This is a genomic window from Psychrobacillus sp. FSL H8-0484 (assembly GCF_038005325.1).
GTDB lineage: Bacteria > Bacillota > Bacilli > Bacillales_A > Planococcaceae > Psychrobacillus.
The window spans coordinates 3,711,056-3,726,605 of record NZ_JBBOSZ010000001.1 but is presented as its reverse complement, the minus strand read 5'-3'; the positions used below and the strand labels follow the sequence as shown (position 1 = coordinate 3,726,605).

General features: G+C 35.3%; 14 protein-coding genes and 2 pseudogenes. 14 read left to right on the top strand and 2 right to left on the bottom strand.

Features of this window, described 5'->3' with window-relative positions; all coding sequences use genetic code 11:
- Positions 1 to 213 precede the first annotated feature (213 nt).
- The 5 genes and pseudogenes from MHH81_RS18290 to MHH81_RS18270 all read left to right on the top strand — a co-directional run.
- Positions 214 to 483, top strand: a pseudogene (locus MHH81_RS18290) (ring-cleaving dioxygenase); the annotation flags it as partial.
- A gap of 222 nt (positions 484 to 705) precedes the next feature.
- Positions 706 to 1,992, top strand: coding sequence for a hypothetical protein (locus MHH81_RS18285; protein ID WP_340924029.1), 1,287 nt, complete (start codon positions 706 to 708; stop codon positions 1,990 to 1,992).
- Positions 1,993 to 2,108: 116 nt separating this feature from the next.
- A pseudogene (locus MHH81_RS18280) lies at positions 2,109 to 2,291 on the top strand (ring-cleaving dioxygenase); the annotation flags it as partial.
- Between the two features lie 33 nt (positions 2,292 to 2,324).
- Positions 2,325 to 2,606 carry a GNAT family N-acetyltransferase gene (locus tag MHH81_RS18275; RefSeq protein WP_340924027.1) on the top strand — a complete coding sequence of 94 codons (282 nt, stop codon included), beginning with the start codon at positions 2,325 to 2,327 and terminating at the stop codon, positions 2,604 to 2,606.
- Positions 2,607 to 2,922: 316 nt separating this feature from the next.
- The gene (locus tag MHH81_RS18270; RefSeq protein WP_340924025.1) at positions 2,923 to 3,384 is read left to right on the top strand and encodes a DUF4064 domain-containing protein; all 462 of its coding nucleotides are present in this window, start codon (positions 2,923 to 2,925) and stop codon (positions 3,382 to 3,384) included.
- Between the two features lie 17 nt (positions 3,385 to 3,401).
- Here the strand turns inward: MHH81_RS18270 and MHH81_RS18265 are convergent, their stop codons facing one another.
- Entirely contained in the window at positions 3,402 to 3,893 is a 492-nt protein-coding gene (locus MHH81_RS18265) for a GNAT family N-acetyltransferase (RefSeq protein WP_340924022.1), read from the bottom strand.
- 222 nt (positions 3,894 to 4,115) lie between these two features.
- On the opposite strand from MHH81_RS18265, the gene MHH81_RS18260 reads away from it, so the two are divergent.
- The 5 genes from MHH81_RS18260 (at position 4,116) to MHH81_RS18240 (ending at position 8,159) form a co-directional block, all read left to right on the top strand.
- Positions 4,116 to 4,400 (top strand): hypothetical protein, encoded by a 285-nt coding sequence (locus MHH81_RS18260; RefSeq protein WP_340924020.1) that lies wholly within the window; start codon positions 4,116 to 4,118, stop codon positions 4,398 to 4,400.
- A 643-nt stretch (positions 4,401 to 5,043) separates the two neighbouring features.
- On the top strand, positions 5,044 to 5,835 hold the full coding sequence (locus MHH81_RS18255) for an AraC family transcriptional regulator (protein WP_340924017.1): 792 nt from the start codon (positions 5,044 to 5,046) through the stop codon (positions 5,833 to 5,835).
- A 76-nt stretch (positions 5,836 to 5,911) separates the two neighbouring features.
- Positions 5,912 to 6,682: a membrane protein insertase YidC gene (gene yidC, locus MHH81_RS18250; protein WP_340924014.1), complete on the top strand. Its 771-nt coding sequence runs from the start codon at positions 5,912 to 5,914 to the stop codon at positions 6,680 to 6,682.
- A 51-nt stretch (positions 6,683 to 6,733) separates the two neighbouring features.
- Positions 6,734 to 6,979, top strand: a complete 246-nt coding sequence (locus MHH81_RS18245) for a hypothetical protein (protein ID WP_340924011.1) — start codon at positions 6,734 to 6,736, stop codon at positions 6,977 to 6,979.
- A gap of 343 nt (positions 6,980 to 7,322) precedes the next feature.
- A complete protein-coding gene (locus MHH81_RS18240; protein WP_340924008.1) occupies positions 7,323 to 8,159 on the top strand; it encodes a M15 family metallopeptidase in 837 nt (278 codons plus the stop codon).
- A gap of 229 nt (positions 8,160 to 8,388) precedes the next feature.
- On the opposite strand, the gene cls is transcribed toward MHH81_RS18240, so the two are convergent.
- Entirely contained in the window at positions 8,389 to 9,843 is a 1,455-nt protein-coding gene (gene cls / locus MHH81_RS18235) for a cardiolipin synthase (RefSeq protein ID WP_340924006.1), read from the bottom strand.
- A 161-nt stretch (positions 9,844 to 10,004) separates the two neighbouring features.
- Between cls and MHH81_RS18230 the strand changes: the two genes are divergently transcribed.
- The 4 genes from MHH81_RS18230 to MHH81_RS18215 all read left to right on the top strand — a co-directional run bounded on the left by MHH81_RS18230 (position 10,005) and on the right by MHH81_RS18215 (position 15,539).
- Positions 10,005 to 11,396, top strand: a complete 1,392-nt coding sequence (locus MHH81_RS18230) for an L-cystine transporter (RefSeq protein WP_340924003.1) — start codon at positions 10,005 to 10,007, stop codon at positions 11,394 to 11,396.
- Between the two features lie 834 nt (positions 11,397 to 12,230).
- The gene (locus MHH81_RS18225; RefSeq protein WP_340924000.1) at positions 12,231 to 13,160 is read left to right on the top strand and encodes an ABC transporter ATP-binding protein; all 930 of its coding nucleotides are present in this window, start codon (positions 12,231 to 12,233) and stop codon (positions 13,158 to 13,160) included.
- Positions 13,161 to 13,170: 10 nt separating this feature from the next.
- Positions 13,171 to 14,433, top strand: coding sequence for an ABC transporter permease (locus MHH81_RS18220; protein WP_340923999.1), 1,263 nt, complete (start codon positions 13,171 to 13,173; stop codon positions 14,431 to 14,433).
- The gene (locus MHH81_RS18215) at positions 14,430 to 15,539 is read left to right on the top strand and encodes an ABC transporter permease (protein ID WP_340923996.1); all 1,110 of its coding nucleotides are present in this window, start codon (positions 14,430 to 14,432) and stop codon (positions 15,537 to 15,539) included. The genes MHH81_RS18220 and MHH81_RS18215 overlap by 4 nt, the downstream gene beginning before the upstream one ends.
- The last annotated feature ends 11 nt before the right edge of the window (positions 15,540 to 15,550 follow it).

Here is a 15,550-nt window from a genome sequence, read left to right as displayed (position 1 = left end):
CGACTACCACACGATTATCGAAAAAATGCGAAAGGGATGCGACTTTGTCGCATCCCTTTCGCATCAAGAAATCAAGGTAATAGTGTAGAACTAGTTCAGTTCCAAGCACTCCAAATCACCTATACATAGAGTGCCTAGTGTGTTATCACCATTTTAATAAGCAATTTACTGGGTACTTTTGGTTAATCAATACGTGTGATGTTTTATATATAAATTGCAATATACTATTTTATTTTTTATATTATTACACGAATTTTAGGAATGCGTTTAGTCAAAAAAAGTGTGAACCAGGACAATACATCATCCTATCACTTGTTTTATGCAGATGCAGTAGGAACTCCTGGTACTGATATGATTTACTTTGACATACCTCATGCCGGAAAAACATATCCTGGTGTATCAAGTATTAGTAATACTGGCTTTCGTGTGAAAAGTGAAGATGCATTGCAGTTTTGGAAAGAGAGATTTGTACAATTCGAAGTGCCTTAGCAAGCTGACTCGAAATGAGATCATGACGTTTCTCTTGAATTTCAATCAAGTACCCAGAAGGTCCTTAATTTCAATACGCCCTTTGAGGTATTCATGAATTATCTGACCTGTTCGACTTGATTTGACAATTTTCAAAAGGTTAAGTTAATACGGAGTTCAAACAAACTGCTATCACGTTTTTATATTACTAATTATCATACAGGGGGAAATCTGACATTGGCTAATCTAAATACTGTGTCAGAAGTAACAACTTTATTCGAAACTTATTTTCCATCAGGCCTCAACTACAACTCATCACTAACACAAATCACTGGTCCTCGTTCATTACCAGTTGGAGAAACAAACGCAATGCGACTTGCAGAACAATTGCAATTCTTAGGCGCTTTCCACAACAAAGTTCCAGATACTAATACTGCACGTCAAGGCCGTATTAAAACTGAGATCGAAACATTAATAAGTATCCTTCAATCAGAGGGTTACATGACGGGCGATAAATTGCCGAATAGTAATTTTTTAAATGAGTCTTTCTTAATTATGGGTCTTTCCATTATTAAAAGTGGTACAGCTTACGCCAAGTTGAGCTTGACAAACCAAACTCGCGTGAACAATGGTTTAACTGCTTTGGTAGCGAAAGCAAAATCGATTCTTGCTGATTATTATCTTCCAGGTGGCTTGTGGGGTAACCGAGTTCCAACAACTTATTCAGAATACCAAACTGGTAATTCAATTAAAGTTCCTCTAATGAGTCTTAATAGTGCAGCTATCTTAATTGGTGCTTTAGGTATGTACGAAAACTTAGTAGCTAAATCTTCTGCTTCATCTACCCATCTGATTAACTATTCAGAAGCTCTTTTAGGATTCGAAAACAAAATTAATAACGGTGGTTACTTTGCTATTGGTGGAGGTCTAACTGTACCTCGACGTTTATTCGGTTCAACTGGTTATAACTCAGTAGTAGGCCAAGCTTTACTTTTAGCTTACCGTGGATTATCGCTGAAAAAATTTACTGTAACTCCAGTATCTACTAACAAGTATCAAGCAGCAGGCGAACGTATTGCTTCATACTACGAAAACTTGATTGATACTACTAATATTCTCTTAGATGAATTCCATAATTCTAATGGTGTTCCAGTAACTCAGTCGATTCTCGATGGTGCTCTTGCTACTGTTAATACAGCAAACTTTACACCAAACTTAGACCCTTATACTGCGAAAGCTCGATATGATGAAGCTATCGCTTTAATGAGTCCAGCACATAGACAATCATCAGTATATCTTTACTCATTAGCATGGGGTGCGCCACAATCATTCTTTGCAAAACTTGACAAACACATTGTTAAAACTGGTGAAGCTAATCCTAACTTACCAGGGGTTTCAGCGATGCGTGCAGCTATGAATGCTCCAGGCCCTACTAATTCTCACAATGCGACTTCAGGTCGTGTACTAACAGGTTTTGCTGCGTTAATGATGCGTGGCATTGATATTGTTACTGATGGTCATTAATATCAAACTGTTTCACAAAAGTTATTTTTGCAAACACTTTTTGGAAATTAAACTTGTAAATAATACTAACAGATTCAATGACATGGCCAAAATAATGAGGTGAATAGATAGGAGCATTCAAAGCTATTTATTTTAGAGAGCCAAATGGTATTCTATTAAAACTTTCTACGGATGAACCTGGTTTTGATACGGACGAACCGATAGAATCATTAGGAGAAAAACTTGCTTTACCACCTTTTTTAGAGACAAAAAGAGCGCAAATAGAAGCGAAGTTGCGTCCGTTGTCAATTAATAAATAAATATGATAAGATTCTAGAAAGGAGTGTTGAACAATGGATTTTCAATACAAAGAACTTGGTAATGATGTATTTGCCTATCAGTATATTCAAGATGGAGAAAAACTAGGGGAAATTACTTGGACATTACTTGGAGATGTTATGGTGATGGATCACACATATGTTTCTGATAAATTGAGAGGCCAAGGTGTAGCGAAAAAGTTGCTTGATACTGCCGCTTCTTATGCACGTGAAAATGATTTGAAAATGGAGCCTGTGTGCTCGTACGTCGTTGCTGCATTTAACAAATCTGATGAATATGATGATGTAAAAGCATAATAAAAGGCAATCCTCTTTTTCTCAGGTGGATTGCCTTTTATGTTTTGTGCATTATATTTGTGTAAAAAAGAATAATATACCTGTTAATACGGACGCACCTGCCAGTGTATAAAAGAAATCTGACTGACTAAAGATTAATTTTTCCTCCATGAAAATCATCCTTTCTTAATTGGTGTTAATTGTAAAATACCCCAGTTACAATATTATTAAACAGGTTTAACTTAACTTATGCAGGGAATTTGAAAAAAAGACGAAACTTTTACTTGAAGTTTTCGTATATTAACAATGGTAAATAGTTAAAGGGAGGTAAAATTATATGTCACGTACTGGAGAGATAGTGTTAGGAGTTATAAGTGCTATTATTAGTGTTATTTCAGTAATATCGCTATCATTATTAATTATTGGAGGAAGTGCAACATTCCAAGAAGCGGAATTCTCGAATATTTTAGAACAAGAAATATTAAATGATCCCACATTGGAAGATCCTGTGTTAGTTGCACAAGGCGTAGATACATTTATTAATTTGTTTACTGTATTAGGATGGGTATTTGTCATCGCTATTTTAATTAGTTTAGTTTTAAATATTTTTGGAATTGTATTTATAGCTAAAAATAAGAATGCCAAGCTAGCAGGGATTATGTTTATCTTAGCTGGAGTATTTGCAGGAATTATTTCTTTCACTTCCATTCTATTGTATATTGCTGCAATCCTGTGCTTTGTACGTAAACCACCAGTTCAATTGGAAGAAGAGTATTATTCACCAGAACAAACTCTATAAAGAAAACACCGACTTATTTAATAAGTCGGTGTTTTTAATAAATATACATATTTTGCAGTAGATAACGGATGTCCTTCAAAGTATTCATCAAATTCTTCTAAACACTCAAATCCGAAGTTTTCATAAAAAACACGTGCTCCATCATTTTTACTTTCTACATAAACAAACAATTGACGACCTGTATGTAGTTTTTCTAAACCTGCTTGGATTAGTTTTTTGCCGTATCCGTTTTGTTGAAACTCTGGCAACACATAGATTGCGGTTAGTTCAATATCTCCATCTTCGTCAACAAGAGTAAAATTAGCAAATCCAATTGGCTGTCCTTGATATTCAGCAAGTAAAAAAAGAGTTTTTTCTATTCGTTTAGCAAGCATCATCTTGGAATAAGCCTTCTCTAAAAATAGCTTTTGTATTTCTTCTGGGATAATATCTTTATAAGTATCGTTCCAACTGATCTTTGCGATTTGTTGTACAGTTGAAATATCTTCTAACGTCGTCGCCCTAATCATTTGAAATCACCTCTAAATTCTTTTTGTTATCATAACAAAAATACGAACAATCTTCTATAAATATATAAGATAATATAGAAAACAATTTTTTTATAATGTGGAGGAAACGATGACCTGGGATTTAAAATGATTCGAAATAAAAATTATAATAGGTTTTTATTTTGAAATTGCGGGTATGTATAACTATAGATACACATTACGATTAACTTGGAGGTAATAATTATGGCGAAAAATAAATCTCTATTATTAGCAGGTCTAGCAGCAGGTGCATATGCATACTTCAGTAAAAAAGAAAATCGTGATAAAGCTGTGATAGCATTCAATAATACAAAATCGAAAATAAATTCTTATATGGAATCTCAAAAACATAACCGTTCCGAATTAACGAAAGCAGGACACCCAGATCCACACGATATACCAGATAATAAAATGGTTGATGAAGGTGCAATGACGAGCGTGCAGTATTATAACGAGGAAATACAAGATAATACTAAAAAAACGCTTTGATTCTGTGCAGAGCTCTCAGTTCCTTACAGAATTCTCTAGTATAAGATTTAGAAGGTGTCTATTCCTAGACACTTTTTTTAGTGTTGTTAAACAAATCACGGTAATCTTCTACCGATTCAAGCAAAAGTATTTGAAAATATTGTTAATTTTGATAAAGTTAATGATAGAGTCCTACATGTTTTTTATAGGCTCTGTTAAATTAGGAAAGCATATATTCTGTGATGAAAATCTGCGAGACTCCTGTGGAAAAACGGGCTGCCAATACCCCACAACGAGCTTATAGGATCAAATCCTACATTCGCCACATCCGTGTGGTAACGAATTTGCGTCTGTCGGCTACGCCTTTCAACGCAGAAGGAGCGCTGTGACCAACATTCGTTTAACAAAGTCTTTTTATTAAAAGATTAGGACTTGAACGAATGTAAAAATCCCTTTTCAACATGAGTCAAGAATTGCATTAAAGCAGAAAGTAAGCACTGAAGATAATAATGCACAGTAAAAATGAAAAAAAGATAATATTAAAATAATATTTATTTATCTAAACTAAAATAGTTTTATTTTTCAATAAAGTGTTATAAAATGATTCTACAGAACTAGTTCCAGACGGATACAAAAGAACTACTTAAAGAAAGATGAGGTTTTTATGAAAAGCACAGATAAGATATTTTTAGAATACTTCGCAAAATCATATGCAAAAGAAATGGGCATTACTAATAGAGTAGAGGGATTAGACCAATTCTATGAACTAGAGAAAAAGCTATTTTTAGATATGTATTCATTTGAAATAGAAAAAGCGAAAAAAGTATTAAGAGAAATGATTGATTTAATAATTGCAACATCTGGAAAACAAATGATTTTAAATGTAAAAAACTATTATGTACAATTATCTGCTATTATGGCAAGAAAGCTTTTTGAAAATCAAGTACCTATAGATAAGGTTATGGCCTTTAATAGTGCAAGTTTAGAAGTTATTGAAACTAAAATGAATGACGCTCAATTTTTACAATGTGCGGACGAACTGGTAGAGTTTTTTGTATTGGTAATTACGGAAAGGAAAAAACCATCATTTGGACATCAAACCGTGAACAAAGTAATATTATTTATTAATGATGAAATTGAAACAAATCTCACGGTGGAAGATATCGCTCTGCACTTTAACATTAGTACAAGTCATTTATCTCGTATTTTTAGAGAACATACGGGTGTGACACTAGTGGAATATTTAAATATTCGTAAAGTTGAAGAATGCCAGTATTTCTTGAGACATACAAATAAAGGTATTTCAGATATTTCTAATTCGTTCCATTTTTGCAATCAAAGCTATTTCACTCGAATATTTAAAAAATACACTGGGTTAACTCCAAAGCAATTTAGAGATCAACAGGAGCACCCTAATTTTAAATATAATTTTCCCAAAGAACCTAATGCAATTTAAGTTCTTACGTTAAATTTGATAAATAGCTTCATATTAAGGTATACTCGTTATAGTTTGATAATTGAAGGTGAATCCATTGAAGAAGAAAATTAGATTACTTTCTATTCTTGTGTTTGCAGCTGTTGTTCTCAGTGGTTGTTCAGGAGTAGAAAACAAAGAAGGTACATTTTATAATATATTTGTTCAACCGTTTGAATTTCTCATTCATTTCTTTGGGGAAATGTTCAATGGTAGCTACGGATTAGCAATTATTGCAATTACCGTACTTATTCGTTTTGCCCTTATGCCGTTAATGCTTAAAAACTATAAGAATCAACAAGGCATGAAAGTAAAAATGGATAAGCTGAAACCAGAAATGGACGAAATCCAAAAGAAACTAAAAGAAAAAAACAACACGAAGGAAGAACAAGCCGCTTTACAACAAGAAATGATGGGATTATATCGTAAGCACGGAGTAAATCCACTGAATATGGGTTGCTTACCAATGCTTATTCAAATGCCAATTGTCATGGGATTATACTATTCCATTTTGTATTCAACCGATATAAAGACGCATCTTTTCTTATGGTTTAATCTAGGTTCTCCTGATATTGCGATGACACTTATTGCAGGTGTAGTTTATTTTATCCAAGCAAAAGTATCGCTGTGGACAGTACCTGAGCAACAAAAACAACAAATGAAAATGATGATTTATATTTCACCTATTATGATTATGTTTATTTCCTTTAGCTCAATGGCAGCATTGCCACTATATTGGACTGTTGGTGGGCTTATTTTAATATTCCAGACATACTTAGGACGTAAATTCTACTCGAATCATCCAGAAAAAGCGGAAGAATCTGTATAACAAAAAACGAAGCTTCTTATAGCTTCGTTTTTTTCATGAGAGGTGTAAGAAATGAATAGAAACTGGCTTTTTGGTTTATTAATTGTTGCAGTAAGTATTACTTCTTTAGTATTTATTATTATCGGAAATTTAAATATGGCAGTTCTGTTTATGACAGCTATATTTGCGTTAAGTAATGGACACCGTGCAATTAGCTTTAAAGAAAAAGGATTTGTCCGAGAAGCCAAATGGATGAAAGGTATGTCCATTGTCTTTGCTATACTATTTTTCGTAGTTCTAGGTCTAAACTTTTTTTAAGGCTCCGTTAAATTAGGCTATTGTTTTTAGAAGAGTAGACTTTGCATAACAACATTAGCTTTAACAACGCCTTTTAGAACCTTTTATCTCAGACTGTCTTAAAAATGCTTAGCTAGAAAGATGACCTAAGTTCATCGAATCCTTACGACAACGATTGAAAAGTCTTTTTTAGCTGTTACCTTCTTAAAGGTACCGGCTTTTTTTTATAACTTTATTTCTGTCGCGATAGTAGAATAATTATTAATCATATTGTTTGTATTGTTTTAAGGAATAGTTTAAGGAATAGTTTAAGGAAAAATGTTAAACTAGAAGTATCGTAATCAGAAAGAAGGAAGAGCAAGAGATGCAATCGAGATATAGTTTATTATCAAGAAAAAAGAAGAAAAAATGGCCTTATATTGTTTCGGGAACCATTGCAGTAGTATTAATAGGATTTATCGTTATATGGATAGGAATGAATGATTGGAATATAGATAAGAGTATTGCAACTTTAGGTATTTCCAATAAAGTTGAAGAACCTGTGATTGAAGAAAAAGTAGCAGAACCAGTAACAGAGGAAAAGGTAGAAGAAACTCCTGTAGTAGAACAACCACTTGAAAAAGTAGAGGAAATTGATATGTCAGGGGCAAAAGGATATGAAGGGCATGAGACGTTACCTGAAGTACCGACATATGTGGAGGGAGTTTTAATAGCGAGTAAAAAATATCCTTTACCATCCACGTACGCACCAGGAGAAAATAAAGAAGCGAGAGAAGCATTCGAGCGAATGGCAGCAGAAGCAGCACTTTCTGGCTATGAACTCGTAGCATTCAGTTCGTATCGCTCTTTTGATTATCAAATCCAATTGTATGAGAGATATGTAAATAATGATGGACAGGAAGAAGCTGATCGTTATAGTGCACGTCCTGGATATTCAGAACACCAAACAGGTTTAGCGTTTGATATAGGTGAGAAACTTTTCGAAGAACATTTTGCGAGGGTAAGCTTCGGAGAAACAGAAGCTGGTAAATGGGTGGCGGCTAATGCCCATAAGTATGGGTTTGTTATGCGCTATCCAAATGGCAAAGAGAAAATCACTGGGTATATGTATGAACCATGGCATTTCCGCTATATTGGAGAAGACCTAGCGCCAAAAGTGTATGAAGCAGGAATCACTTTAGAAGAATATTTTGACTTGTAAAATATAGGATCTGTTCCGAAAGTTTGCTCGCTTTCCACGGACGAAATGCCAAACCTCCTTGGGGAAAAAGGATTTTTTCCTATAAGCTCGTTACGGGGTCTTGACGGCCCGATTTTCCGTGGGAGTCTCTCGGATTTCGTTACAAAATATATTCTTTTAAAAAATAACGACCTAATTTAACAGAGCCAAATGATAAAAGAGAAGTTTCCATTTTTGGAAACTTCTCTTTCTATAATATAGGAGATATTAGGCGTGCCAGTGATTCTTTAAATTTAATCATTTTTGTTCTTTCCTCATAAAGCTCCCAAGTCATTTCGGTTGATAATTTCATATCTTCTTCGAAAAGCTCTGCTAATTGATGGGAAGTTTCGCGATCATATATAAATGCATTTACTTCAAAATTCAACTTGAAACTGCGGACGTCTATATTAGCTGTTCCTACTGTAGAAGCCTCATCATCAATAACAATCATCTTTGTGTGTAAAAATCCATTTTCGTAAATATACACTTTCGCTCCAGCCTTGATTAATTCTCCGACATAAGAATAAGTAGCCCAATAAACAAAAATGTGATCTGGCTTATTTGGAATCATTATACGCACATCAATACCGGATAGGCATGCAATTCGAAGTGTGTCCATAAAGCTCGCATCTGGAATAAAATAAGGGGACTGTATATAAATATATCTTTTCGCCATCATAATTAACTTCAGGTAGCCGTACTTGATTTGCTCCCATTCCGAATCTGGTCCACTTGAAATAATCTGTAAACCAACAGAACCTTTCATCGGAATGGCAGGGAAGAAACGATCGGAATATTCGATATCATGGTCAGTCGAAGCTTGGTTCCAATCGAGTATAAATCGCGTTTGAAGAGGGTGAACGGAGCTACCCTCAATGCGTAAATGTGTATCCCGCCAATAGCCAAATTTCTTGTTTAACCCTAAATATTCATCTCCCACATTAAACCCACCAATATAGCCAATGCGTCCATCTATAACAACAATTTTGCGGTGATTGCGATAATTCATTCGTGGATTAATTAGCGGTAAGATAGCTGGGAAAAATGCTTCTACTCGACCACCTAGCTCAATTAGCTCTTTAAAATGTCTTTTTCGTAAAGATCTTGATCCTGTATCATCATATAAAATTCGAACCTTTACCCCTTGTTTTGCTTTCTCTAATAACAACTGATAGATTTGCTGTCCAAGATTATCTAAACGAAAGATATAGTATTGGATGTGAATATGATCTTTAGCATTTTCTATGTCATGTATGAGTGCATCAAACTTCTCACGGCCATCATTAAAAATCTCTACTTTATTGTCCTGGGTTAAGACGGCTTGGTTATTGTGTAAATGCATTACAATTAATTCTTTAAATTGGCTTGCGTCATCTAAACGAAAATCGAACGAATCATCCTCAATTGCTTCCATTTGGAAATCAATGAGCTTATCAATCCCGATCTGATTCTTACCTTCCCATCGAAATAGCGTTTTTCTCCGTAATTTTCTTCCAAACAATAAGTAAATTCCGAAGCCTAAAATAGGGATAAAGAAAAGAATCATAATCCATGCCCATGTAGAAGAAGCGTCTCGTCGCTCCATGAAAATTAAAGCAATCGCAAGAAAAATATTTAAAATAAGTATGCCAGAAACAACGAAACTAAAGAAGCCTGTTGCCAAGTTTATCACCCCTATGCCTTTTCTTATAGTTAATCTTTAGTATAGCTGATTTAATGAAAAGAATGAAGAAAACCACATGCCAAAAAGAAAATAAAACCTACTTGACCAATAGGAATAAAAGTATTATTATATGATGAGAATGAGAGATGGAGGTATTTTATATGAATTTATTATTTATTATTCTCAATATAGCAGCTTTATTGCTGTTCGTTGGAATCTTAATCATAATGCAAAAAAAACATGTTACTTTTTCGAAGCGAGTATTTACGGCATTAGGGTTAGGGATAGCATTGGGTTTAGCACTAAACTTTATTTATGGGGCGACTTCAGAAGTATTAGCCGAGTCGGCAGATTGGTATAACTTAATCGGAACAGGATACATTAAGTTATTACAAATGATAGTTATGCCACTAGTATTTATATCGATTTTAGGTGCATTTACGAAGATAACGATTGGTAAAAATTTTGGGAAGATGGCAGCAATTATTTTAAGCTTCCTTATTGGTACGACAGCTGTAGCTGCACTTGTAGGAATTGGTTCAGCAGCAATCTTTGATCTAAACGCAGATCAAATTGTTCAAGGGGATGCTGAAGCAGCCCGCGCAGAGTACTATGAAGGACGTTCTGCGGAAGTAGCAGATAAAACACTTCCTCAGCAAATGCTTGATTTACTTCCAGCAAATCCATTTTTAGATTTTACTGGAGCACGCGGCACATCTACGATTGCAGTGGTAATTTTTGCGGCGTTCCTAGGATTTGCTTATCTAGGTGTAGCTCGTAAAGAAATAGAAACTGCTGCAACGATTAAAAAGGGAATAGATGCAGTTTACACACTTATCATGAGTGTAGTGAGAATCGTACTGAAGTTAACACCATACGGGATTTTAGCGATTATGGCAAAAACAGTCGCAACCTCTGATTTTGTTGCAATTTTAAGCTTAGGTAAATTTGTTGTAGCATCGTACGTTGCGTTAGCAATCATGTTTGCAATACACTTATTAATCATTACACTTTCTGGATTAAATCCAATAACGTATGTGAAAAAGGCAGCAGAACCATTAATTTTTGCTTTTACATCACGTTCAAGTGCAGGTACTTTACCTATTAATATTAATACGCAAACAACTAAGCTAGGCGTTTCGGAAGGTATTGCAAATTTCTCTGGTTCGTTCGGTTTGTCCATCGGGCAAAATGGATGTGCGGGCGTATATCCAGCAATGCTAGCATTTATGATTGCACCATCACAAGGGATTAATCCTTTAGATCCTATGTTTATTCTTACTGTAGTTGCAGTAGTAGCAATTAGCTCATTTGGAGTTGCAGGAGTTGGTGGCGGAGCAACATTTGCCGCAATTCTAGTACTCTCTGCTTTAAACTTACCAGTTGCTTTAGCAGGTTTACTTGTTTCTGTAGAACCATTAATCGATATGGGTCGTACAGCTGTAAACGTAAGTGGATCTATGACTGCTGGTGTCGCGACGGCGAAAATCACTGGAGAATTAGACAAAGACATTTACAATGCTCCACTAGAAACACAAACAGTAGAAGCATAATAATAAAACAGAAAAGCTGTCCTTGATGAGTCCACTGAAAAAAGAATGGTTTTAAAATAGTAAATTCTTTTTAAACTAAAATCCGGCACTTTTTGTTCAAGTTTGAACAGGAAGTGCCGGATTTCTTTGTCTATTTATCCTCTTTTTCGCTTCGATTTTAATGTCTAGGTGATTCCGTTGCAGGCGGACGCTTTTCGCGGGCGGTCCGTGAGCCTCCTCAGGCCGACAGGATGTTGGTCACAAAGGCGTTGCCACACGAGGTGGCGTTCTTAGCCTTTGTTCCTATGTGCGCTCCTGCGGGGTCTCACCTGGACGCGCTTTTCCCGTTGGAGTCGCCGCCTTTCACTCCAATCACCATAAAATAAATACGCTCTATCGCTCACCCCGCTGAAAGCGTCCGCCTATAGCGGAAATCAACTATACTTTATTCCGTGTAAAATATATATTTCTTTATTATTTGTTCGTGTTTTATTCATGTAAATTGGAATTATGAAATTGATTCAAACAAAGAACTCGCTAAGTAATGATGAATAGACTTTCTCAGTGTCCTCTCCTTTATAGGGCGGCTTTTTGCTGTTTACAATGAAAAAAAGCTTACGCCTTTCTCATGTGACTACCACTTAATTACAATGATCAAACCATACCCATCTATCCAATCTACATATTCCCTAGTGTGTCTACATAAAATTTATATGTAGTTTTACAAAATTTAGATACTAGTTTGATATAATGGAACTAAATTATTATCCAAATTTATACAATGTTCCCTACTTTTATGAGTGGTGTGATGGGTAAGTATTTGTAGGCAATTTAATAGATAAAGGAGATAGGACAATGCTACAAGCAATCAATCTTCATAAAAAATTTAAGACAAAAGAAGTGGTTCGCCAAATTAACATGCAATTAGATGCGGGGGAATCGGTAGGATTACTTGGACCTAATGGGGCTGGAAAATCAACAACTATTTCGATGCTCTCTTCATTAGTTACGCCAACGAGTGGGGAAGTATTGTGGAATACAGTATCTATCAATAAAAATCCAGAGGCGCTTCGTAAAACGCTTGGTGTGGTGCCCCAAGAAATTGCCTTATATCCAGAGCTTTCTGCACAAGAAAACTTAGCTTTTTTTGGCCGAATTTATGGGTTAAAAGGAAAACTATTATCAGAACGAATAGAAGAAATATTGATGAAGATTGGGTTATCTGACCGAAAAAATGATATTGTGAAAACTTTTTCTGGAGGAATGAAACGTCGTTTAAACATAGGAGCTGCTCTTTTGCATAAACCATCCATCCTAATCATGGATGAACCGACTGTAGGAATCGATCCACAATCTAGAGCGTATATTTTAGATACTGTCAAACAGCTAGTGGAAGAAGGGATGACCTTATTGTATACAAGCCATTATATGGAGGAAGTCGAGCTTCTCTGCGACAAAATTTACATTATGGATCAAGGGGAGATTATCGCATTTGGAACAAAAGAAGAGCTAAAATCTCTTGTTTCAGACAATCAAACAATCGAATTAAAAGGGCATCTACTGACAGCTGAATTTGAAAGAGAACTGGTGAGTCATTTTCCTACAGCAAGTGTTCGGAAAGAAGAAGAAATACTTTTGCTATCGATGCCTAAAAACGAAGAGCCGCTTGCTACTATTTTTGCTATTGCTGCTGAAAACGACGTAAATATTACATCGGTAATTGTGAAAGTCCCTTCTCTCGAAGATGTATTTCTACATTTAACTGGAAGAGCTCTGAGAGACTAGGGGGATGACAATGCTACTTACTTTAATTGGTAAACAAATGAAAATGCTCTTGCGTAACAAACAACCACTCATTATTTTATTAGTTATGCCTATGGTGCTAATTACGATTCTTTCCACTGCGCTTGCAGGCATTATGAATAGCGAAGGAGAGCCTGCTATTCAAGCAAAACTAGTTATCATAGATGAATCTAACTGGGAGCAGGAAGAGGCCACTATTTCAAGTTTCCTGAAAGAACAAGGAATTAGTGGACCTGCTTTAAATGCATTTAAAAACAATGATCCAATTTATATTCTAGAAAACTCTATTTTGGCTTCAAAAGATGTAAATAAATATATCACGTTAGAGAAGCGGCCAGCTAGTGAACTCGAAAGCATTCGGAAAGTGAAAGACATCGATGGAATTTTAGTGGTTCCAGCTAACTTTCGATTGAATTATATAAAAGCAGCTTATTTTGATGACAATCAATCACCTAATATTGATTTATTTTTAAGCCAAGAAAATGAAATTAGGGCTTCCATAATTCATTCTATAATCGATCAATGGCAAAATGGTTTTTCGAAGTCCCTTGCTCTTGCCAAAGCCGGAATTTCCCCAGATGAAGTTATGCAAAGTAATCAGCATGTTGAAAAAATAGAACAGATTCTAGAAGAAGGGGAACGAAAAATTCCTGCTTCTATTTATTACACAGTAGGAATGCTTGTCATGTTTGCTCTTTATATACCGTCTTTTTTATCAGGCTTTGCGTTGCAGGAAGTGCAGTGGAAAGTATATGATCGAATACTTTTAGCGGGTGTGTCGGCAACTAAGTATGCTCTTTCTATTTTTACTACAGGAACACTTGTAGCGATTATGCAGCAAATCATTATTCTACTCTTCGGTAAATTTGTGCTAAGAATTGACTGGATGGGATTAGAAGCAATGGCTATTATTGTTTTAAGCTATAGTCTATTTATAGGGGGGCTTGCAGCTTTACTAACAACCCTTCAATTTAGAACAAAATCAGGTGGAGCAGCTAATATTTTTAATGGTTTATTTGTTTCAGTTTTCGCTTTTCTCGGAGGATCATATTTCAATATTGGAGATGTATCTAGCTTACTAGCTAGTATCGGCAATTTCACACCGAATGGTGCGGTAATGACAGCTACATTATTCATTCAAAAAGGTCAACAATTAGATGTAATTTGGCCTTATATGACCGCTTTGTATGTAGCACTTATTCTTTGCGTATTGCTTGCTATTGTTTTATTTCCGAAAAGAGGGGTGACATCATGAAGGGGATATGGTTGGCAAGACTCCAAAACTTGAAGAGAAAGCCTCTTGTTCTTATTACGATGACAGTCATGACTGTTATTTTTGCTTATATACTAAGCGGTTCTGTTGGTAGTAAATTACCATTATTAGTTGCCACCGACGATACGAGCACGAGTCAGGAAATTCTAAAAAGCTTACAGAACGAAGATGATTATATAGTAACCATTTTAACTGAAAAAGAGCTTCAAAAAGTAATGAAGGAAAAGCGAGACACCATCGGGATATTGTTTCAAGAAAAATCGTATTCGGTTTTATCGGATACAGAATCAGATACAGTAAGAATGCTATCACTAGAAATCGAATCAATGTATAGTGAGCTTGCATTTCGCGATCAGGTATATGCTGCAGGTGGTGAAAGTAAGTGGGAAGAAGTAGAAAAGAGGATAAGGGAAGAACAAGCTTTCCAACTAACAAAATCCGCAATGGATGAGTCAAAAGTATTCCGATACGACGGTGCATTGCAAAGCTTATTTGGATTTATGCTCTACTTTGTTTTTTATACGATCTCTATTAATGTACAATTTATATTAGAAGATAAGCGAACTGGAATTTGGAATCGATTAAAACTCGCTTCTATTAGTAGATTCCAATTGTATTTTGGACATCTATCGTTTAGTTTTATGATTGGGTTCATACAGATGCTTTTAGTCATTTTAGTATTTCGTTTCATAGTAGGTACGAATATGTACGGAGGATTTTGGAAAGTAGTAACGATTTGTAGTTTCTATGTATTACTTGTGATGGCATTCTCCTTATTTATCATCTCGCTGGTTAAAACAGTGAGTCAGAGCAGTGTAATTATTTCATTACTCGCAGTGGCTTTTGCGATGATTGGTGGAGCATATTGGCCACTTGAAATCGTACAGTCAGATAGCTTGCTAGCAATGAGGTGGGTATCACCTATCTATTATGGCATGGAAGCTTTAAAGAGAGTGACCATTTATGGGGAAACCTTAGGAAATGTTTCTACGTATTTAATGTTGATGTTACTTCTAGCAATTTTACTGATAGCGATAGGGATTACTTTATTAGAAAAAAGAACAGAGCGGTATCATTCAAGTGAATAGATGGGGGAAAC